20 protein-coding genes are annotated in these 20130 nt (G+C 61.4%); 6 read left to right on the top strand and 14 right to left on the bottom strand.

The window, feature by feature from the left end:
• Nucleotides 1-445: 445 nt before the first annotated feature.
• The 8 genes from GJ668_RS15115 to GJ668_RS15080 form a co-directional block, all read right to left on the bottom strand.
• Complete coding sequence (locus GJ668_RS15115; protein ID WP_155450969.1) at nt 446-691, bottom strand: FeoC-like transcriptional regulator; 246 nt, start codon at nt 689-691, stop codon at nt 446-448.
• A complete protein-coding gene (locus GJ668_RS15110; RefSeq protein WP_155450968.1) occupies nt 688-828 on the bottom strand; it encodes a hypothetical protein in 141 nt (46 codons plus the stop codon). Before GJ668_RS15110 ends, GJ668_RS15115 begins: the two co-directional genes overlap by 4 nt.
• 38 nt (nt 829-866) lie before the next feature.
• Entirely contained in the window at nt 867-1736 is an 870-nt protein-coding gene (locus GJ668_RS15105) for a trypsin-like serine protease (protein WP_186343129.1), read from the bottom strand.
• Nucleotides 1737-1821: 85 nt separating this feature from the next.
• Nucleotides 1822-2940 carry an SLAC1 anion channel family protein gene (locus GJ668_RS15100; protein ID WP_155450966.1) on the bottom strand — a complete coding sequence of 373 codons (1119 nt, stop codon included), beginning with the start codon at nt 2938-2940 and terminating at the stop codon, nt 1822-1824.
• A gap of 46 nt (nt 2941-2986) precedes the next feature.
• Nucleotides 2987-3172: a YgaP family membrane protein gene (locus GJ668_RS15095; protein WP_155450965.1), complete on the bottom strand. Its 186-nt coding sequence runs from the start codon at nt 3170-3172 to the stop codon at nt 2987-2989.
• A 126-nt stretch (nt 3173-3298) separates the two neighbouring features.
• Complete coding sequence (locus GJ668_RS15090; protein ID WP_155450964.1) at nt 3299-3985, bottom strand: Crp/Fnr family transcriptional regulator; 687 nt, start codon at nt 3983-3985, stop codon at nt 3299-3301.
• A gap of 62 nt (nt 3986-4047) precedes the next feature.
• Nucleotides 4048-4563 carry a hypothetical protein gene (locus GJ668_RS15085; RefSeq protein WP_155450963.1) on the bottom strand — a complete coding sequence of 172 codons (516 nt, stop codon included), beginning with the start codon at nt 4561-4563 and terminating at the stop codon, nt 4048-4050.
• Entirely contained in the window at nt 4560-4922 is a 363-nt protein-coding gene (locus tag GJ668_RS15080) for a thioredoxin family protein (RefSeq protein ID WP_155450962.1), read from the bottom strand. Before GJ668_RS15080 ends, GJ668_RS15085 begins: the two co-directional genes overlap by 4 nt.
• Nucleotides 4923-5142: 220 nt before the next feature.
• On the opposite strand from GJ668_RS15080, the gene hemB reads away from it, so the two are divergent.
• The 4 genes from hemB (at nt 5143) to GJ668_RS15060 (ending at nt 12029) form a co-directional block, all read left to right on the top strand.
• Complete coding sequence (gene hemB / locus GJ668_RS15075; RefSeq protein ID WP_155450961.1) at nt 5143-6156, top strand: porphobilinogen synthase; 1014 nt, start codon at nt 5143-5145, stop codon at nt 6154-6156.
• Between the two features lie 249 nt (nt 6157-6405).
• On the top strand, nt 6406-7251 hold the full coding sequence (gene aroE / locus GJ668_RS15070; RefSeq protein ID WP_155450960.1) for a shikimate dehydrogenase: 846 nt from the start codon (nt 6406-6408) through the stop codon (nt 7249-7251).
• 27 nt (nt 7252-7278) lie between these two features.
• The gene (locus GJ668_RS15065; protein ID WP_155450959.1) at nt 7279-8139 is read left to right on the top strand and encodes an NAD(P)-dependent oxidoreductase; all 861 of its coding nucleotides are present in this window, start codon (nt 7279-7281) and stop codon (nt 8137-8139) included.
• A 332-nt stretch (nt 8140-8471) separates the two neighbouring features.
• Complete coding sequence (locus GJ668_RS15060; RefSeq protein WP_186343128.1) at nt 8472-12029, top strand: DUF7948 domain-containing protein; 3558 nt, start codon at nt 8472-8474, stop codon at nt 12027-12029.
• A 119-nt stretch (nt 12030-12148) separates the two neighbouring features.
• On the opposite strand, the gene GJ668_RS15055 is transcribed toward GJ668_RS15060, so the two are convergent.
• The 5 genes from GJ668_RS15055 to rpmB all read right to left on the bottom strand — a co-directional run bounded on the left by GJ668_RS15055 (nt 12149) and on the right by rpmB (nt 15955).
• Nucleotides 12149-13282, bottom strand: coding sequence for a sodium ion-translocating decarboxylase subunit beta (locus tag GJ668_RS15055; protein ID WP_155450957.1), 1134 nt, complete (start codon nt 13280-13282; stop codon nt 12149-12151).
• Between the two features lie 4 nt (nt 13283-13286).
• The gene (oadA, locus tag GJ668_RS15050) at nt 13287-15074 is read right to left on the bottom strand and encodes a sodium-extruding oxaloacetate decarboxylase subunit alpha (RefSeq protein WP_155450956.1); all 1788 of its coding nucleotides are present in this window, start codon (nt 15072-15074) and stop codon (nt 13287-13289) included.
• A 103-nt stretch (nt 15075-15177) separates the two neighbouring features.
• A complete protein-coding gene (locus GJ668_RS15045; protein WP_155450955.1) occupies nt 15178-15426 on the bottom strand; it encodes an OadG family protein in 249 nt (82 codons plus the stop codon).
• 109 nt (nt 15427-15535) lie between these two features.
• Complete coding sequence (gene rpmG / locus GJ668_RS15040; RefSeq protein WP_005222974.1) at nt 15536-15703, bottom strand: 50S ribosomal protein L33; 168 nt, start codon at nt 15701-15703, stop codon at nt 15536-15538.
• 15 nt (nt 15704-15718) lie between these two features.
• On the bottom strand, nt 15719-15955 hold the full coding sequence (rpmB, locus tag GJ668_RS15035; RefSeq protein ID WP_155450954.1) for a 50S ribosomal protein L28: 237 nt from the start codon (nt 15953-15955) through the stop codon (nt 15719-15721).
• Nucleotides 15956-16119: 164 nt separating this feature from the next.
• On the opposite strand from rpmB, the gene GJ668_RS15030 reads away from it, so the two are divergent.
• The gene (locus GJ668_RS15030) at nt 16120-16512 is read left to right on the top strand and encodes a DUF423 domain-containing protein (RefSeq protein ID WP_155450953.1); all 393 of its coding nucleotides are present in this window, start codon (nt 16120-16122) and stop codon (nt 16510-16512) included.
• Nucleotides 16513-16534: 22 nt separating this feature from the next.
• On the top strand, nt 16535-17269 hold the full coding sequence (locus GJ668_RS15025) for a 16S rRNA (uracil(1498)-N(3))-methyltransferase (protein ID WP_155450952.1): 735 nt from the start codon (nt 16535-16537) through the stop codon (nt 17267-17269).
• Nucleotides 17270-17290: 21 nt separating this feature from the next.
• Here the strand turns inward: GJ668_RS15025 and GJ668_RS15020 are convergent, their stop codons facing one another.
• Nucleotides 17291-19915: a hybrid sensor histidine kinase/response regulator gene (locus GJ668_RS15020; RefSeq protein WP_246194922.1), complete on the bottom strand. Its 2625-nt coding sequence runs from the start codon at nt 19913-19915 to the stop codon at nt 17291-17293.
• Between the last annotated feature and the right edge of the window lie 215 nt (nt 19916-20130).

Below are 20130 nucleotides of genomic sequence, written 5' to 3'. Positions count from 1 at the left end.
GATTTAACAATGCTTTACAAGCGCGATAGGCCGCAACATTTGACTGGTCTTGAAGCGCTTTATATAACCTCCCTAGATGGCCAACAGTAATTAAGTCCAATTTTCCGTGCGTATATGGCACAAAAATTGCTGAATATATTGGGTCTTCGATAAGGCAGTTTTAACCGCACGAAGGATGTGTAGCCCGTTGTAAAAACTAACTGGGCTTTCAGTCTGTGGTTTTTGAGTTTAGGTGATTTTCAGCAAAAATGCTTCCTTCACCTCTGGGGTCTAGGGCGAGCGCGCTTAAACTTTTTGTGTTTATTGGCGTGCGTGATGAACTATTGCTGCTGCGTCCCCCCGGCCTTCGTCGAGCTGACGACGATCGTGATCGGTTAGGCGCATCGCGATGAGTCGCGCTCAAACCTCAAGCGCGGGACAATGACATTTCAGGGCGGGGAGGATGTCAAAAATTCGTCGTGGCTTCGCGTTGTTCCACCCATTCGTAGATCTCGACCGTCGCCGGATCGCACTGACAGCAGCCCCCGGCGCAGGGCGTGTTGGCCGCGAGCTTGCGCACCCGCCCCTTGCGCTCCAGCGTTTCGAGCATCCCGCGCAGCGCGTCCGGCTCGGTATCGAAGTGATAAGCCAGATCGCGCACGGCGGCACGATGGTTGTCGCGCAGATAGCGCGCAAGTTCACTGACGATCATGATGGTAATCCCTGCGTTGCCAGCTTGACAGGCACCGGCTCACGCCGTGCCCACAGACGTACCCGCTCGCCCTCGCTGGCCATGGCCAGCGGAAAGGTCTTGGCGGCGGCCTGTTGTTCTTCGCAATGACTTCTCATTGATCGAAGTTGGGCCATGGGAGTAGGGGCGCAAGCGTTCAGAATGAAGCAAGCGGTATCCACGCCTTCCAGTCAATCAAGCCGTGCAGATTGACCGACATATTGGAACGGGCCGTATCGCGATGACTCAGCCCCCAGACGGTTCCATGCACGCCGACCACCCGGCCATCGAGCAGCACGGGTCCACCCGAGTCACCCGGGCAGAGCGTCGCGCTCCCGGCGCGTCGTTCGCTGCCGAAGGTATAAAAATTCACACCATCGACCCGAATCACCTGACTGCGTCCCCAGAGACGACGTGCCGGGCGGTCGCGCCGATCGGAGCGGCGCCAATCGCTGACACGCTCGCAGCCATAGCCAACGAGGATCACGTCGGCCCCAGCGGGCAGGGGCGCAAGACTCACTGGAAGCTGGGGAATGGCGGGCGTTGGCGTGACGACACGCACCAGAGCGGCGTCGGGGAAGCGGTCGGTGATGCGCGAGTCGGCCTGGACACGGCGGATGCGCCGGGCCAGATCCTCACCGTTATACCGCGCGCGATATTCCTCGATTCGTGACTGCTGGTAGTCATACAGCCGTTGCAGCCCAGCGGCGAAGGCCGGCGGGAGTTCGGTGTTGGCGACCACCAAGGCTTGGGTATCGCTCGGACGGGACTCGGGCCGCGCGCTGATCAGGAGCGTGCCGCCGGGCTGGAAAGGGGATGACAGTTTTCCGCGCGCGACATCGACGACACAATGGGCGGCGGTGAGGAAGGTGTTGGAGTCGATCTTGGTCGCGCTACAGCGCCGCTCGCCCTCACTCCACAGGGCGACCACGGCGCCATATCGACCCTCATCGTCGAACTGGCCGTTGATCAGAGCCCAGGCCGGGCTAGCGACGAGCGCGAATCCGATGGCCAGCCAAAAAGACATCCGATGCATCAAAAGGGGCAGCTTGCTGATGGCGTCAGGAACCAGCGGGCGCCAGGCACGCGTGCCGGCGCCTGCTGAGGTCAGGCTACATCGATGCAACCGGCGGTGCGAAAGCCATCGCCAGCCACACCCCAGCCGCGAACGTCAGCACCAGCAAGGCGACGATCAGCCAGCGTATGACGCGACCCGAGGGTGGATTTACGGGCGGATGCGAGGCCGGCGCCGTTGCTGGCGCGTGCTCGGCGACACAGATTGCCTGACGCCCGATCGCCATCAGGGTCTGTGTCAACAGCACCACCACGACCCCGCTCAACAGTGTGATCAGCCCCGTACCAAGCTGGAGATAGAACGCCTGATCGGTCTGGGTGAACAGCGTCAGGCTGGCGATCCCGATGGCGGCCAGCGGAAACGAATAGGCCCACCAGGACAGAAAGAAGCGCAGTCCCAGAAAACGTCGGATCTGGGTGAAGAGCAGCAGTGTCAAAAAGAGTCCGGCGAAATACAGGATGCGCCCGAAGCTGTCGAGTTCGCCGACCAGCTTCAGATAGGCGATGAAGCCAACAGCGGGCGGCGCGATCAGGATGAAGAGCGTCGGCATCAGGTGCGATTCGATCGGATGATGAAAGAGCACGCGATTGAAGACGATGACCAGCAGGATCAGCCAGAACAGGATACCGATGCTGAAGAAAAACCAGGACACATCGACATAGCCCAGGGACACGCCGGCGATCGGCACCAGCACATTTCCGACCGCCGGGATGAACCAGGCCGGGTTCATGTGATGGATCTGGAAATGCTCATGATGAATCCAGACGCTGACGATATAGAGCGTGAACAACAGATGCAGCCCGGTACCGGCGATCCAGAGCGGTTGGCTGAGCGCGGTCGAGACCGGTAGACAGGCGATGGCCAGCAGCAGCAGGCTCATCGAGATGGTCGGGAAAAAGTTGATCTTGACCGGATGGTGTAGCTCGCGGATCACCGCCTCGCGATGGAGCAGCAGCTTGAGCGCATAAATCAGTACGAGCAGGCCGAAGATGGTGCCGGTCGTGCCCAGCAGCCAGGGTGTGAGGCCAAGGTCGAGAGCGAGGAGCGACTGGACCTTTTCCCAGCCGATGGTCAGCCCCGACAGCCCCATGACCATCGAGAAGAAGGACACGGGAAAGTTGGCCAGTCGCGTCACTGTGTGAGACGTATTCTCCATGATAGCTCCGAGAGCGCCCGCTCCGAACGGAACGGGCGCGAGTGGATCAGACCCGCTTGGTGTTGAGCTTCAGGGGCAGATAGAGCGGGCACCAACCAATCAGGGCCGTGCCGAATGGGATCAGGGCCAGGGCGCCGAACAGCCAGTTCTGGGTGTTCAGTGCCCAGAAGGCCAGGGCCAGGCCGATGAGGACACGGACGACGCGATCGAGTGTACCGAGGTTCTGAGTCATGCTGAGGATCTCCGTTCGAGTGCGGGCGGCGGATGGCCGCTTGGACGTTGACTGTGAGACGCACTCTAACGATGGCCGTCACCCCTGTCGGTGACTTTGTCACGCTGGCCGCTGTGGTCATGATCCTCAGTCATCCCGCGCCCGACGCCGCAGCGCGGTCTGATCGAGCAGCTCGACCTGGCCGCGTCGCACACGCAGCAGCCCCTGTTCCTCCAGACCCTTGAGCACCCGGCTGATGACCTCGCGCGAGGAACCCAGCTCGGCGGCCAGTATCTGATGGGTCGCCTGGATTTCAGATGAATCCGTGCGCTCGGCCTGGCGCAGCAGATGCTCGATGAGCCGTTGATCGAGACGCTGGAACAGCACCGCGTCGAGCACACCGAAGACCTCAACCAGACGGCTGGCGATCAGTCCGAAGAGATATTCGCGCCACGGCTCGCAGCTCCCCAGCCAACGGCGCACGCTTGCCGGCTGCACGACCACCGCCTCGACCTCGCTCTCGCAGACGGCGAAGGCCGGAAAGGGACTCGCGCTGAGCAGACAGGAGGCGGTGAGCACACAACTCTCGCCCGAATGCACGCGATAGAGCGTGACCTCGCGGCCATTCTCACCCAGTTGATAGACCCGCGCAGTACCGTCGAGCACCAGCGGCAGATGTGCGCACTGGGCGCCGGCCTGACAGACGGCCTGTCCGGCGGGCAACCGCACGCGCATCACCTGCTCGAAGAATTCGCGCTGGAACTCCGCCGAACCGGCGCGCAGAAAAGCGAAGCTTTCCAGCAGACGTCGACGTTGATCGGGATCGGAAATCATGGGTGACCGCGCATCGTGCCGAAGTGGCGTCCAAGGCTCATTGAGAATCGTCCCGACGCTCGCTAGCGTGCCGGGGTGATGATGGCATACAGCATGTCCGGCATATACCTGGTGTCGGTGGCGGCATCGAACGGCCAGAGTGGCTCTGGGACCGCGCTGAACCGATCCTTGGCATAGATCGCTTCGACAGCCTGCGTCATCCGCGCGCTCGGAGCCGCGCCGTCGGAATGGTCCGGGATCAGGACGGTGCAGGAGTCGGCCGACTGACAGCCGCGCGGTCGCAAATCCGCCCGCCAGTTGGGCGCCGCTTGAATGGACGGAGTCGCCGCGAGCAGCGCCTGAGCCACGGTGCGCGCCAGCGGCCCGTAGCCACTGAGTTCAGCCGGATACAGCGCATTGAAAGCGCCGTCCCTGAAGGTCACATCGTAGCGCTGACCCTGGATGTCCAGCCCGGACACGCCCGTGATCTCGTCGCCCTCGACGACGAGCGAGAGCGCCTGAGTTGAGCCGGCGACCCCGAGACAGAGGGCGGCACAGACTGAAGCGAGTCGACGCGATACAGCGGGTTTGATGTTCATTCAGGTAAATGCTCCTTGAGCCAGGTATTGATCTGGATACGCGAACGCGCGCCACTGAACCGGCCGCGCTCTTCGCTGTGCTGGAACAGGATCACGGTCGGAAAGCCGCGCACCCGGTAGTGTCCGGCCAGACGCATGTTTTCGCCCTCGTCGACCTCGACCTTGGCCAGCCGCAACCGCCCGGCGTGCTCTTCGATGACGCGCTTCAGATGCGGCGTGAGCGCATGACAGGGACCACACCAGTCGGCCCAGAAGTCTACCAGGATCGGCTGCTCAGCCGAGGCGGCGATGACCTGGGTTTGAAAGTCCTCGTAGTGGACATCGAAGATGGGTGGATGCAGCAGCGCGGACGACGACATGGGACGTGTACCAGTGAAGGTGTATGTACGGCAGAAGATACAGGATCTTTCCAGATCGAGGATCATCCTCAATGATTCAAGGCTTGAGCCGGGGCCAGGAATGTCTGACAAGACAACGCCAGGACTGGAGCCAAGCGGGCGCCTGAGCTATTTTAGTCGGCTTGTGCAGCGTCCGGGATGGTCCCGGACGCACTGGACCCGACCCGAGGTTGCTCGATCCATGGCTGACCTAGACACGCCCCGTTCCGCCTATCCCATCACCCGCATGCGTCGCATGCGCCGCGACGACTTCTCGCGCCGCCTGATGCGCGAGACCACCCTGACTCCTAACGACCTGATCTGGCCGGTGTTTGTCCTCGAAGGCGAGGGCCAGCGCGAGGCCGTGCCCTCAATGCCGGGCGTGGAGCGTCTGAGCATCGATCTGCTGATCGAGGCCGCACGCGAGGCCCATCAGCTTGGCATTCCGGTGATGGCGCTGTTCCCGGTCACGCCGCTGGAGGTCAAGTCACTGGATGCACGCGAAGCGTTCAACCCCAATGGCCTGGCACAGCGTGCCGTGCGCGCGCTCAAGGAGGCGGTACCCGAGCTGGGCGTAATGACCGATGTCGCGCTCGATCCCTTCACCACCCACGGCCAGGACGGTCTGATCGACGACGCCGGCTATGTGATGAACGACGAGACCGTCGATGTTCTGGTGCGTCAGGCCGTCTCGCACGCCGAGGCCGGTGCTGACATCGTCGCGCCATCGGACATGATGGACGGGCGCATCGGCGCGGTGCGCGCGGCGCTCGAAGCGTCCGGCCACATCCACACCCGCATCATGGCCTATTCGGCCAAGTATGCTTCCAGCTACTACGGCCCCTTCCGCGACGCAGTCGGCTCGGCGGCCAACCTGGGCGCGGGCAACAAATACACCTATCAGATGGACCCGGCCAACTCCAACGAGGCCATCCACGAGGTCGCGCTCGATCTGGCCGAGGGCGCCGATATGGTGATGGTCAAGCCCGGCATGCCCTATCTCGACATCGTGCGCCGCATCAAGGATCAGTTCGGCGCCCCGACCTTCGTCTATCACGTCAGCGGCGAGTACGCCATGCTCAAGGCGGCGAGCATGAACGGCTGGCTCAATGAGAAAGCCGTGGTTTTGGAAGCCATGGTGTCGATGAAGCGCGCCGGCGCCGACGGCATCCTGACCTACTACGCCAAGGACATCGCACGCTGGCTGGCTGAGTAAGAGTGCGCCGGCGGCGGCACTGGGCGAGGTGATCGATGTAAGCTCTGGCGCCTTTTACCCAGAGCTTCATCGGCAAAGAGTGCAAGCTGTGCGAACGGGTCGACGCTGACATGGTGCCGATCTACCGCCGCGGACAGGTGCTACTCTTTGGTCAGGATTTCCGCCTCGCGCCTGACCTGTGTGGCTCCGAATGCGCGGGTGGCCATCATAAAGAATGATTGAAAACGCTATCCAGGACTCGTCATTGAAATGAGAGCGCAGTACGCCGTTATCGGCCACCCCATCGCCCATAGCAAGTCGCCCGCGATCCACGCCGCCTTTGCGCGCCAAACCGGGCAAGATCTGGAATACGGGCGTCTGCTCGGTGCACTCGACGACTTCGCCGGCGACGTGCGCCGTTTTCTGGACGCCGGTGGGCTGGGACTGAACGTCACCGTACCCTTCAAGGAGCACGCCTGGGCGCTGACTGACGAGCGCAATGCGCGCGCCGAGCTGGCGGGTGCTGTCAACACGCTCATCCGGCTCGCCGATGGCCGGCTGCGCGGTGACAACACCGATGGCGTGGGGCTGGTGCGCGATCTGACCGACAACCACGGTTTCGACTTCACGGACGCCCGCGTGCTGATGCTCGGCGCGGGTGGGGCGGCGCGCGGCGTGCTCCAGCCGCTGCTGGAGACTGGACTGGCACGTCTGGTCATCGCCAACCGCACGACGTCCAAGGCTCTGGAACTGGCGCGGCTCGGTGCCGCACTGGGTCCGGTCGAGGGGCGAGGACTCGACGGGCTTGCGGGTGAGCGTTTCGACCTCATTATCAATGCGACTTCGGCTGGATTGGCCGATGCCGTGCCGGCGATCCCGGATGACTGTCTCGCCGATGGCGGCTGGACCTATGACATGCTCTACGGCGATCGGCCCACGCCCTTCTGCCGCTGGGGAACCGAACATGGCGCAGTGCGTGTGCTCGACGGTTTGGGGATGCTGGTTGAACAGGCCGCTGAGTCCTTCCGGCTGTGGCGCGGTGTGCGACCTGCAACCGCGCCTGTCATCGAATCTCTACGCCAGCCGGCGTCGCTGTCGTCAACACCGCCGACCTGAACGGCGGACTTTCTCGCGGAGGAACGGATGAAGATCGCGGTATTGGGCATGGGCCTGCTTGGCTCGGAGATGGCGCTGCGACTCAAGCGCCAGGGGCATGAGGTGATCGGCTGGAATCGCGGCACTGAGCGTGCCGAGTCGGCGCGTCAGCGCGGTCTGATCCTGGCGACGAGCGCCTGGGAGGCGATTGATGCCGCCGAGCTGACACTGCTGCTCCTGAGCGATGCGCGCGCCATCCTGGATACGCTGTTCGAGCAGGGCGAGGCCGACGCGCTCGCCGGACGTATCCTGGTGCAGATGGGCACCATCGCCCCGCGCGAAAGCCGCGATATCGCCGACCATGTGGCCGCTCAGGGCGGCGAGTATCTGGAAGCGCCGGTACTCGGCAGTCTGCCCGAGGCGCGTGAGGGCACGCTGATCCTCATGGCCGGCGGCGACCCGGATCTGTATGAGCGCTGTCTGCCCGTGTTCCGCGATCTGAGCCGAGATCCGCGCCTGATCGGCGCGGTCGGGCAGGGTGCGGCCCTGAAGCTGGCCATGAACCAGCTGATCGCCGGACTGACGGCGACCTTCTCACTGAGCCTGGGCCTGGTACGTCACGAGGGACTGGCGGTTGAGACCTTCATGGAACTGCTACGCGCGAGCGCGCTGCATGCGAAGACCTTCGATAAGAAGCTCGACAAATATCTGGCCCATGACTATGGCGCGGCCAATTTTCCGCTCAAGAATCTGCACAAAGATGTCGGTCTGTTCCGGCGCGTGGCCGAGGAGGCCGGACTCGATACCCGGATGATCGAGGCCATCGAGTCCGGCTGTCTCCAGGCCGAATCACTGGGCTATGCCGACGCGGATTATTCGGCGCTCTACGAAGCCCTTGCGCCGCGTTGAGCGCAGCGCATGCTATGCAACCCTGAGTGTATGGTCTACAGTTGGGTGTGTCTGAGACCAGATCGATGGAGCCATTGAAGCACTGGGCGACGGAAGACGTTGAGACGGTCCGTCTGCCGACGCTTTGTATCTTTCAAAATGGCTAACCATATAAAGCGAGGGAAGTCCAAATGCCGTCATTTTCACCCAATCGTTCTACGTCAAGTCCTGAATGGCGTCCAGTCCAAGCACCGTCTTTCGCCGCTACGGCCAAGCCACACAGCCTGTTCAAAACTTGGCCTCGTAACGGGTGGCGACTCCTACTCCTGATCCTATTTCTATCGAGCTTGGGGTTGCATGGACTCGCCCCGAACGCTCATGCCTCCTCCGCATCGACATCGCTTGATCACACAGAAAATGCAAGCGCTCCTCCGCGTCTGACGGATTTCCCCCTATTTTTTGTCCCGAATCGAGGCCAATGGGACGACTCGATCGCCTATCTGGCTCGCATCGAGGGTGCGGACGTCCTGTTCGGTGCTCAAGAGGCCATCATCCACGTGCACGGCACGGAGTCGTCGGCCCCCGCCGTGCGCCTGCGTCCGCTCGCTCCCGATTCTGGTATGAACCTGACACCCGGACGCGCACTGCACACGCGTATGAGTTACTTCGTCGGCAACGACCCGTCGCGCTGGCGTGCTGGTATTCAGGCTCATGACAGCGTTCGCTATCAGGCGATCTACCCTGGGATCGATCTGGTGTTCCGGGGTGACGGGCAGCGGCTTGTTTATGATCTCGAATTGGCCCCTGGAGCGGATCCTTCTCAAGTGCGTCTGGCCGTCTCGGGCATTAAGACGTTGGCGTTGGATGCGGCAGGCAACCTGGTGATGACCCTTCCAGATGGGAGTGAGCTGCGCCAGCAAGTTCCCCATATCTACCAGGAGGTCGCAGGTGAGCGAATCAGAATCGACGGCGGATTCAGTGTTTTGGACACGCACTCAGATGATACCCATGTCTTTGGATTCCATATTGCATCTTACGACACCCGCTTGGCGCTGGTGATCGATCCAACCCTAAGCTATTCGACTTTTCACGGTGGCAGCGCCGACGATGAAGTCAAGGCCATGGCGATAACCGCTAGTGGCAAGGCTGTGGTGGTTGGTAGCACCTTGTCGACGGCGGATACCTGGGGCTCGACACTAACGCTGTTTCCTGATCCTCAGCTCGGCAAGCGCGAAGGACTCGTGTATCAGGTGAGTGCGGACGGTAGTACGATCGACTATGTGGTGACCATCGGTGGTAGCTTAGATGATCAAGTTAATGCTCTAGCGCTTTGGGGTACGGATGTTTATCTGACAGGCCAGACGCTCTCGACTGATTTCCCGACGGCACTTGGAGCTGATCCAGCGCTTTATCGCGTTCTACCTGGCGGACAGGCTGCTTTCATTGCGAAACTGTCTATCACAACAGTCTCTACAACAGCGACTCCAGCGCTCACTTTTGCGACTTATTTTGGTGGAACTGGAAAGGATGCTGGCATTGCGATTGGGTTAGACGATCCCAATGGAGATGCAAAACCCGACAACCTTTATATTGGCGGTGATACGACATCTACCGATTTACCAACCCGCACGAATCTCTACCCTAGCTTTCCCGGCGGCACCAGTCTTTTCATACTGAGTTTGAGTCCGGATGGCCAGGATTTTCGAGATTTGACCTATTTCGGCGGGTCTGGTAATGACAACCTCAAGGCTATGTCTGTTACTGATTCGGGGGATATCTATCTGGCTGGCATCACGAGCTCTTCAAACTTCCCAACGAGCGAATGCACCTATCAAGCACAAAAAAATTCCGGAACCGACGGATTCGTCGCTAAATTGGCACCCGACGAAGAGTTGGTTTTTTCAACCTATTTAGGAGGGCAGAAAACTGATAATCTGACTGGGATGGTCCTGGATCAGTCTGACAATATCTTGCTTACTGGTTATACCAATTCGAACGATTTTCCGACCCATAACGCGCTGTATCCGAGCTTGATAGGGGGCTATGATGCCTTTGTCGTCAAACTTGATTATTCTGGACGTTTTGTGCATTTTTCTACGCTTATAGGCGGCATTAACGACGATTTCGCCTATTCTATCGCTGTCGATCAAGATAATGATAATGGGTTGAGATATCTGTATATCGGCGGCGAGACCGAGTCTAACGATTTCCTGATCGAAAACCCTTATCAGCGTGACTACACCGGCAATACCGATGGCTTTGTCGTGAAAATGGATCCTTTTGGCCAGCGGATCGCTTATTCATCGTTTTTTGGTGGACTCAATGATGAATCTGTGCTTGCGCTCGGAGTCGTACCAACTACTGGCAAGCGCGCCGTCTATCTAGCTGGTAACACGAGTGCAACAGACCCTGCACTTTCCTTGTTCCCGATTACTACGAATGCCGCGCAAACCACTCCAGGTGGCAAACAAGATACCTTTGTCGCCCTGATTAAGGATACCCTCTACAACTCAAACATGCCGCGTCTAGCATTGAGTTCGATCGCGGATCTGTATCCTGAAGCAAGCGTAGCGAACATCAACGATAAAGTAGTAGCTTCGATCGACCTAACCCTCGTCAATGCTGCAGCGACTGGTAAAGATATCAGTGCTTTTTCGACTGTTGTGCATTATGATCCAGAAGAATTACGCTTTGATGAAGTCATTTGGAATACTACTCGTCTGCCAACGGCAGCGATTTTTAAAGATGTTGATGCGCCTGAGCTCGGCGAATTAACACTCCTGCTTTATCAGGAGGCTTCTTCCCCGACAGCCATTGGTGATGGAGTCAGGTTAGCCACCTTGAAATTTGAGATCCGCAACATCGGAGATGTTGCGGAAAACCCACCTCGACCTTCCAAGGGGCTGCGACTGACTCAGAGTCAAGCGACAGCTCTCAATTTAAGCAATCAGGACGTCTTCATTGAAGGTTTGCCCGGTGACATCATGATCATTCGTCCTTGCAACACGCTGACCGGGGATTGTGATTGCAGTGGCGCGGTGCGATTCAGAGAAATACAGGAAGCGGCACAAGAGCTTTCGACATCTAGCCCAGCGACTCCACGCTGCATGAAAATCAACGGCACACAAGTGGCCATGGATATAACGGATATGCAGCGCATCATCAACAATTATATCTATCAAGTCATCGAATCAACATGCAGCGTTGCGATGACGCAGTATACAGGAATGGACGCTAGCAGTGCAGCATGGCCCTCTGGGCTCGATATCGCCAATCTAGCCGCCATCGCGACCGATGCCTCAGTGAATTTTGGTAATCCTGTCTCCACGGATGAAGGTATCTCAACTGATCTTTTTTTGAGCAGCAGTGGTCAGGAAATTGCAGCGGTCATGGTTGATCTTCGTTACGACCCGAATGACTTTTCTGCTCTTGCGGTGACTTCTGGCGAGGTGGTGCGCGCTGCTGGCAAGAGTCTCAGTTTCAACATCGTAGAACCTGGTTGGATGCGGATTCTAGTCTACGGACTGAACGATACAGCGATTAGCGATGGCGTGCTCGGAACCCTGACTGTGACACCTGCTGTTGATCTTGAGCAAAGCAGCATATTCCTGGAGCATACATCTACGGCATCGAGTCCCGATGCCACACCAGTGTCGATCCAGGGGGACACTCTCCTGGCTAAATTCGATGATCAGCCTTCCACCTGTCCGCATGAGAGCACACTGAATTTGAACAGCCAAACTGTCAATGTTAGTCGAGATTTCAGAGCCTGTGACACGATTGCAGCCGGTTCGCGATTTATTATTACATCGACCGGACAAGTCGTATTCGAGGCTGGAACACGCATTTACTTGCAACCTGGCTTTCAGGTACAGGCAGGCGGGCGTTTCACAGCACGGATTAATCCATAGTCATTAATAACCACAAGCCGATAGGTTTTCGAGTCGCCAAGGCGCGCCGAGCGCCGAGGCGACTGTTAATATCTGAAAAACAAGTGTTTACCTGTAAGTGAAAGCTTGACAGATAATAGCTAACCGCCCACCAGCGCCAGCAGCACCCCGGCCGCGACCGCCGAGCCAATGACGCCGGCCACGTTCGGCCCCATGGCGTGCATGATCAGGAAGTTGTGGTGATTCTCCTCCAGTCCGACCTTGTTGACCACGCGTGCGGCCATGGGCACGGCCGAGACGCCGGCCGCCCCAATCAGCGGGTTGACCTTGCCGCCTGTGACCCGGTACATGATCTTACCCATGATCACTCCGGCGGCGGTGCCGATGCAGAAGGCGAGCGCCCCGAGCAGCAGAATGCCCAGCGTCTCCATGGTCAGGAACTTGTCGGCCGAGAGCTTGGAGCCGACCGCCAGACCCAGCAGGATGGTGACGATGTTGATGATCTCGTTCTGCGCCGCGCGGCTCAGTCGCTCGACCACACCGGCTTCGCGCAGCAGATTACCGAAGGTCAGCATCCCGATCAGGGGTGCGGCCGAGGGCAGGAGTAGGGCGCAGAGAATCAGCACCACGAAGGGGAAGGCGATGCGCTCCAGACGCGAGACCGGGCGCAGCTGTTGCATCACCACGGCGCGCTCGGTCTTGGTGGTCAGGGCGCGCATGATCGGCGGCTGGATGATCGGCACCAGGGCCATGTAGGAATAGGCCGCGACGGCGATCGCCCCAAGCAGCTCGGGCGCGAGCTTGGAGGCCAGGAAGATCGCCGTGGGACCGTCGGCGCCGCCGATGATGGCGATCGCTGAGGCATCGGCCAGCGTGAAATCGAAGCCCGGCAGCAGGTTGAGTGCGATGGCCCCGATCAGGGTGGCGAAGATCCCGAACTGTGCCGCGGCGCCCAGTAGCAGGGTCGAGGGCCGCGCGATCAGGGCGCTAAAATCGGTCAGCGCCCCGACACCCATGAAGATCAGCAGCGGAAAGATTCCGGTCTCGATGCCGGCGGCATAGACCATGCCGAGCAGACCATCGTGGCTCGCGATGCCGGCGATCGGAATGTTGCTCAGGATGGCGCCGAAGCCGATCGGCAGCAGCAGCAACGGCTCGAACTTCTTGGCGATCGCCAGATAGATGAGCAAACAGCCGACGCCCATCATCAGCGCCTGTGTCCACTCCAGATTGGCGATCCCCATCGACAGCCAGAGGATTTCGAGTTTATCCATGATGTCAGCCCAGCGCGATCAGCGGCGCGCCGAGCGCCACGGCGTCGCCTTCCTTGACGCGGATCTCGGTCACGCGACCGGCGGTCGGCGCACGCACCTCGGTCTCCATCTTCATCGCCTCCAGGATCACGACCACATCCCCGGCATTGACCATCTGGCCGACACCGACCGGGATCTTGACGATATTGCCGGCGAGTGGGGACTCGATCGTCTGTGCCTGGACCGGAGCGGCGGGTGACGATCCCGAGACGGCCGGTGCGACCGATTCGAGTGCGCCCTGCGGCGAAACGGTCACGTCATAGGCGCGCCCGTTGACTTCGATCCGGTAGTGTTCAGGACCACTCGGGGTTGCGGCCGTCGTCGCGGCGGTCGGCGCGGCTGGCGTGTCAGCAATCTCCCAGGGACGCGGCTCGAAGGCGGCCGGGTTGTCACGGTTCTCGATGAACTTCAGACCCACCTGCGGGAACATGGCATAGATGAGCACGTCGTCGACCACCGGATCGACCAGCTTGAGCGCACGCTCGCGGGCGATGGCCTCCAACTCCTCGGTCAGACGATCCAGCTCGGCGGTCAGGTTGTCGGCCGGACGACAGGTGATGGGTTCCTCGCCCGGCTGGAGCACGCGCGATTGCAGATCCGGGTCGACCGGCGCCGGCGTAGCTCCATAGGCACCGCGCAGCACGCCGGCGGTCTCACTGGTGATGGTCTTGTAGCGCTCGCCCATGAGCACGTTGAGGACGGCCTGACTGCCGACGATCTGCGAGGTCGGGGTGACCAGCGGCAGAAAGCCCAGTTCTTCGCGCACACGCGGAATCTCGGCCAGCACCGCGTCGAGCCGGTCCGCGGCACCCTGTTCGCGCAACTGGTTCTCCATGTTGGTCAGCATGCCGCCCGGTACCTGAGCGACCAGGATGCGCGAGTCGACGCCCTTGAGCGAACCCTCGAAGCGTGCGTACTTCTTGCGCACCTCGCGGAAATAGGCCGCGATCTCTTCGAGCAGATTCAGATCCAGACCGGTATCGCGCTCGGTGCCCTGGAGGATGGCAACCACGGATTCAGTCGGCGAATGGCCATAGGTCATGCTCATCGAGGAAATGGCGGTGTCGACCATGTCGATCCCGGCCTCGGCGGCCTTGACGATGGCCGCCGTGCTCAGGCCGGTGGTCGCGTGACACTGCATGGCGATCGGGATGGCGCAGGTTGTCTTGAGTCGGGTCACCAGTTCTTCGGCGACATAGGGACGCAGGAGTCCGGCCATGTCCTTGATGCAGATGGAGTGACAGCCCATGTCTTCGAGCCGTCGGCCCATGTCGACCCAGTAGTCAATGTCATGCACTGGACTGACGGTATAGGACAGAGTGCCCTGGGCATGGGCATCGGTGGCCAGGGCCGCGTGGACGGCGCGCTCCAGATTGCGCAGGTCGTTCATGGCATCGAAGATACGGAACACCCCGATGCCGTTGACGGCCGCGCGCTCGACAAATTTCTCGACCACGTCGTCGGCATAGTGCCGGTAGCCGAGCAGATTCTGACCGCGCAGCAGCATCTGCTGAGGCGTGCGTGGCATCGCCGCCTTGAGCTGACGCAGACGGTCCCAGGGATCCTCGCCCAGATAGCGGATGCAGGCGTCGAAGGTGGCGCCGCCCCAGGATTCCACGGACCAATAGCCAACCTGATCCAGCTTAGCGGCGATGGGCAGCATGTCCTCGGTACGCATGCGGGTCGCCAGCAGCGACTGATGCGCATCGCGCAGGACGACGTCGGTGATGCCGAGTGGGGTCTTCTGAGTCATGGGTTTATTCCGCAGTTCGCGCCCGCTCGACGTCCACGACGCGCGAGCCAGGCCGGGTCGATGGGGCTTTAGCCTCTCGGTTGGGATGAGTGCGCGAATCCGGTCAGCGCGGGGCGCGATAGCGCGCAATGGCCGCCGAGATGACGGCGATCAAATCCTCGGAGGTGTCCGTCGGGAGCGGCGCGGTGGTCGACGACGCGACGGGTTGGAGTTCTTCGGCAGGCGCCAGGCGCAGGATGAGCGCCGACATCAGACGCAGGATGCCGACCAGCAGCAGCAGAAAGCTGAACACGATGCCCATGCCGATCAGCATCAGCATGAAACTTTCGAATAACAGGGTGCTGTCAGTCATGACAGGCCTCCATCGGTCTGTGATTTCCCCATACAGCACAAAGCCCGCCAAAGCGGGCTTCACGGCGCCACGGACAAGGAGATCGACGGCATCGCCGATCGCATCGGGCTTACTTGATCTTGCCTTCCTTGTACATGACGTGCTGACGAACGACGGGATCGAACTTCTTGATCTCCATCTTTCCGGGCTGATTGCGCTTGTTCTTGGTCGTGGTGTAGAAGTGACCCGTTCCAGCGCTGGAGTTCAGGCGGATCTTTTCGCGTGCGGCCTTAGCCATGGGTGAATCCTCCGGTTAGACCTTCACGCCGTTGGCGCGCAGGTCGACGAGCACCGCATCGATGCCCTTCTTGTCGATGGTACGCATGGCCTTGGTGGTCAGGCGCAGCTTCACCCAGCGCTTCTCGGCCTCGACCCAGAATCGCTTTTCGTGCAGATTCGGCAGGAAACGGCGTTTGGTTTTGTTGTTCGCGTGCGAGACGTTGTTGCCGGTGAGGGGTCGCTTACCGGTAACCTGACAGACCTTGGACATGGCGGGAATCCCTACAAGTCGGCGTGGTTTAGTGCTAAAGACCGCGAACTCTAACACAGCGGTCAAAATCAGCGCAACCAAAAACCTGATTCTCGTCATCGACAGCGAGTTGTTGCAGAATGCCGTCTGAACCGCGTCTTTCGACGCTCCAAGCGAGGAAAATCATGTCTCCCGCATCGATCTGGATGACTCTTGGCGCCGTCGGCGGTCTGCTGACCGTGGCGCTTGGCGCCTTTGGCGCGCACGGACTCAAGGGGCGCGTCGACCCGGCGCTCCTGGCCAACTGGCAAACCGCCGCTGATTATCTGGGGTTGCACGCCCTGGCGATCCTGGCCTGTGGTCTGACCCTGCTGCACCGGCCGGAGGCCGGTCTGGTGCATTGGGCGGCGCTGGCGTTCGCGGTCGGCGTCTGTCTGTTCAGCGGCAGCCTGTTCGTGATGACACTCACGGGCCTGCGCCAGTTGGGCATGATCACGCCCATCGGCGGCGTCATACTCATCCTCGCCTGGGCGCTGCTGGCGATCGGCGCGGCGCGCCTGGCGCCCAGCACCTTGTGAGTCCAGACCGAGGCCGAGCCTTATGCGCCTGATCCGTCTTTATCTTGACCTCGATTTGACCCCAGGTGTCGAACTTGATCTACCAAGCGCCCAGGCACGCCATGCCGTGCAGGTATTGCGGCTCGACCGCGACGCGCCCCTGGTGCTCTTCAATGGCGATGGATACGACTATCCGGCCCGTCTGATCGAAGTGGGGCGCGAGCGGGCGCGTGTCCTGATCGAATCGCGCGGCGATCCGGAGCCGGAATCCAGGCTCGACATCCATCTGGCGCTCGGCATCTCCAAAGGCGAGCGTATGGATTTTGCGATTCAGAAGGCCGTCGAGCTGGGCGTGACCCGGATCACGCCGCTCTTTACCCGCCGCGCTCAGGTGCGGCTCGATGGTGCGCGACTCGATAAACGTCTTGAACACTGGCGTGGCGTGGTCGTCTCGGCCTGCGAGCAATCGGGCCGGAGACGGCTGCCCGCGCTGGAGCCAGCGCTTGAACTGGAGACCTGGCTGGAATCCCCGCATACAGGCGGACTGCTGCTCGATCCGCTTGCCGAGCGGGCGCTGCCGGCGCTGTCCGCGCCTGCATCGGGCCTAACTCTGTTGATTGGCCCCGAGGGTGGACTCGATCCGCGCGAGCGCGAGGCGGCACGATGCCACGGATTTCAGGGTGTGCGTCTCGGTCCGCGCATCCTGCGCACCGAGACCGCGCCGCTGGCCGCTATCGCCGTGATTCAGGCGCTCTGGGGTGATTTTCGCCAACCCTGAGTTCGGGGCCGAATCAGGGCTTCAGGTCGACCGCTTGCCGACCACCGCGTTGATTTCTTCGAGCAACTGCGATTCCTGATAGGGTTTACCCAGATAGCGGTTCACACCGAGCTGGGTGGCATAGTCGCGATGCTTGGCGCCCGTGCGCGAGGTGATCATGATGATCGGCAGATGCTTGAGCCGATCCGAACGGCGGATATGGCGCGTGAGTTCGTAACCGTCCATGCGCGGCATCTCGACGTCGAGCAGGATGACATCCGGGACACGCTCGTCGAGTAGCGTCAACGCTTCGACACCATCTTTCGCGGTCAATACCTCGATGTTCTGCCGGCGCAGCAGACGGCTGGTGACACGGCGCACGGTCAGCGAGTCGTCGACCACCATGACACAGAGCGTTTCGCTAACCGGCGCCGGCGTGAGCAGCACCGGCGCCTGCTCGCGGATAGCGCCCGAGCGTACCAGGGCCAGGGCATCGAGGATGAGTGCGACCCGTCCATCCGGCAGGATGGTACCGCCACTCAACCAGCGCACGCCGGTCAACTGCGGCCCCAGCGGCTTGACCAGGATACGCTGACTTTCAAGCAGGGTATCGGCCTGCAACGCCACGCGCTGATCGCCGATGCGCGCCAGCAGCGCCGGTAGCCAGCGGCGCTCCCCGAAATCCGGTTCCGGGCCGTTGGCCTCCAGCGCCTGACCCAAGTAGGCCACCCGATAGTGATGACCGCGCGCCGCGTAGGTCTTGGTTGGGTCGGCCTGGATCGCGAGCAACTCCTCGCGGCTGATGCGCGCCACACCCTCGACCGTGCTGTGCGGCACGGCATAGACGGTATCGCCGACCGAGACCAGAAAGGCATCGATGATGGCCAGTGTCAGCGGCAGACGGATGGTGAAGCGTGCGCCCTTGCCGGGCACCGATTCCAGATTCATGGTGCCGTTGGCGGCCTTGATCTCGGAGGCGACCACGTCCAGACCCACGCCGCGTCCCGAGATCTGCGTGACCTTGCCCGAGGTGGTGAAGCCCGGTTCCATGATGAATTGCAGGATGGCCTCGTCCGGGAGCTTGGACTCGGCTGTCATCAGACCGCGCGCGATAGCCTGCTTGCGGATGGCCTCCAGATCCAGGCCCTTGCCATCGTCGCCCAGACTGATGACGGCATCATTGCCCTCGCGCCGCAGCGCCAGGGTCACCATGCCGGTCGCGGGCTTGCCGCGGGTCACCCGCGCCTTGGTGTCTTCCAGTCCATGATCGACGGCATTGCGCAGCAGATGTTCGAGCGGTGCGACCAGGCGATCGAGAATGGTGCGGTCGAGTTCGACCTCCGGACCGATGACCTCCAGCCGTGCCGACTTACCCAGACTGTCAGCCGTCTGGCGCACCAGGCGATGCAGTCGCGGCACCACCTGCACGAAGGGCACCAGGCGCGTGCGCAGCAGGCCGTCCTGCAGGTCGTCGGCCAGACGTGCCTGCTGGTTCAGCAGATCGGTCATCTCGCGCTGATAGCCGCCCAGCATCTCTTTGACGCTGATGAGGTCGTTGACCGTTTCGGCCAGACTGCCCGAGAGCTGCTGGAGACGCGAGAAACGGTCGAACTCCAGTGGATCGAACTCGGCGTCGTAATCCGAGGCGGTCTCGATGCGCTCCGAGACGTCGGTGCCGCGCTCGAAGCGGTTCAGGATCTGGGCCTGGGTCTCGATCTCGAGCTGGCGCAGTTGCTCGCGCAGTCGCACCACGGTTTGATCGAGTTCGCCCAAACTAAAGCCCAGCTGACCATTGCGCTGAGTCAGACGACCGCGATAGATACTGATCTCACCGGCATGGTTGACCAGACGGTTGAGCAGATCCGAGCGCACCCGAATCTGAGGCGTTGCGGCGATGGCTCCAGCGCCCTCACGGGCCGCCGGCTCGGCGGGTGGGCTAGCCGGGGTTGGCTGGCCGAGCGGAGGCTGTACGACCGCGTCCGTCTCCGCCGGGCGCATCAGGGCCACTTCAGGCGTGGCGGTCTCCGTGGCTGACGGTGCGGTGCCTGAGAGCTCATCGACGAGTTCCGTCATGCGCGGAATGGTCGCGCCCTGTTCGAGCGCGTCGACCTGGAGCGAGAGCATATCGACGGCGCGCTGAGCCAGTTCGAGCGTGATGTCGTTGATGCCGGCCTGGTCTTCGTCGAGCGACTTGAGTCGGGTCTCGAGCGCATGACTGAGGTCGCCGATCGCCGGCAGTCCGGTCAGGCGCGCGCTGCCCTTGAGTGTGTGCAGCAGGCGGTTGACGCCCGCGAGCACCGCGCTGTCCTGGGGCGCAAGCAGCCAGTCCCTGAACTGACGATCCAGCTTGTCGAGCAGGTCGCGCGCATCCTCCAGGAAGAGCGAGGCCAGTTCGGGATCGGGCGCGGGCTGAATCTCCTCAGGAACGGGGGCCGGCGGCGTTACCGGTGACTGGGGCTCGGTACTCGCGGGTGAGGTCTCGATCGCTGTGGCGTCTGTCTCTGATGCAGGCTCAGCCTCAGCTTCAGCCTCCGGCGCCGCTTCAAGCTCCAGTTCCGGCAAGGGTTCGAGCACCGCCTCGGGTTCGGGCTCTGGCTCTAGTTTTAGCCCGGATGTTTCATAAACCTGTGACCAGCCCCAGAAATCGACGGTTGTAGTCGGATTCAATGGCGATTCTGCCCGTAAAAAGTGAGGCCGCCGCCTGCAACGCGGGCAGATTGACCGCGTGACGCTCGCCCACGGGCCAATTGGAGGTCGCAGAAGGGTGAGGTGACCGTCAGACAGGCGCAAGCGATCCGCCCCGCCCGGGGTGGATGGTCAAGGTCGGAGGAGGTTGAGCGCCGGGGTTAGGTCGTGAGCGCCGGCGGCGGACGGGTGAGGAA

The organism is Allochromatium palmeri (genome assembly GCF_009720725.1).
Classification (GTDB): Bacteria; Pseudomonadota; Gammaproteobacteria; order Chromatiales; family Chromatiaceae; genus Thermochromatium; species Thermochromatium palmeri.
Note: the sequence above shows the minus strand (reverse complement) of the source record. Positions and strands in the feature narration are given on the sequence as shown.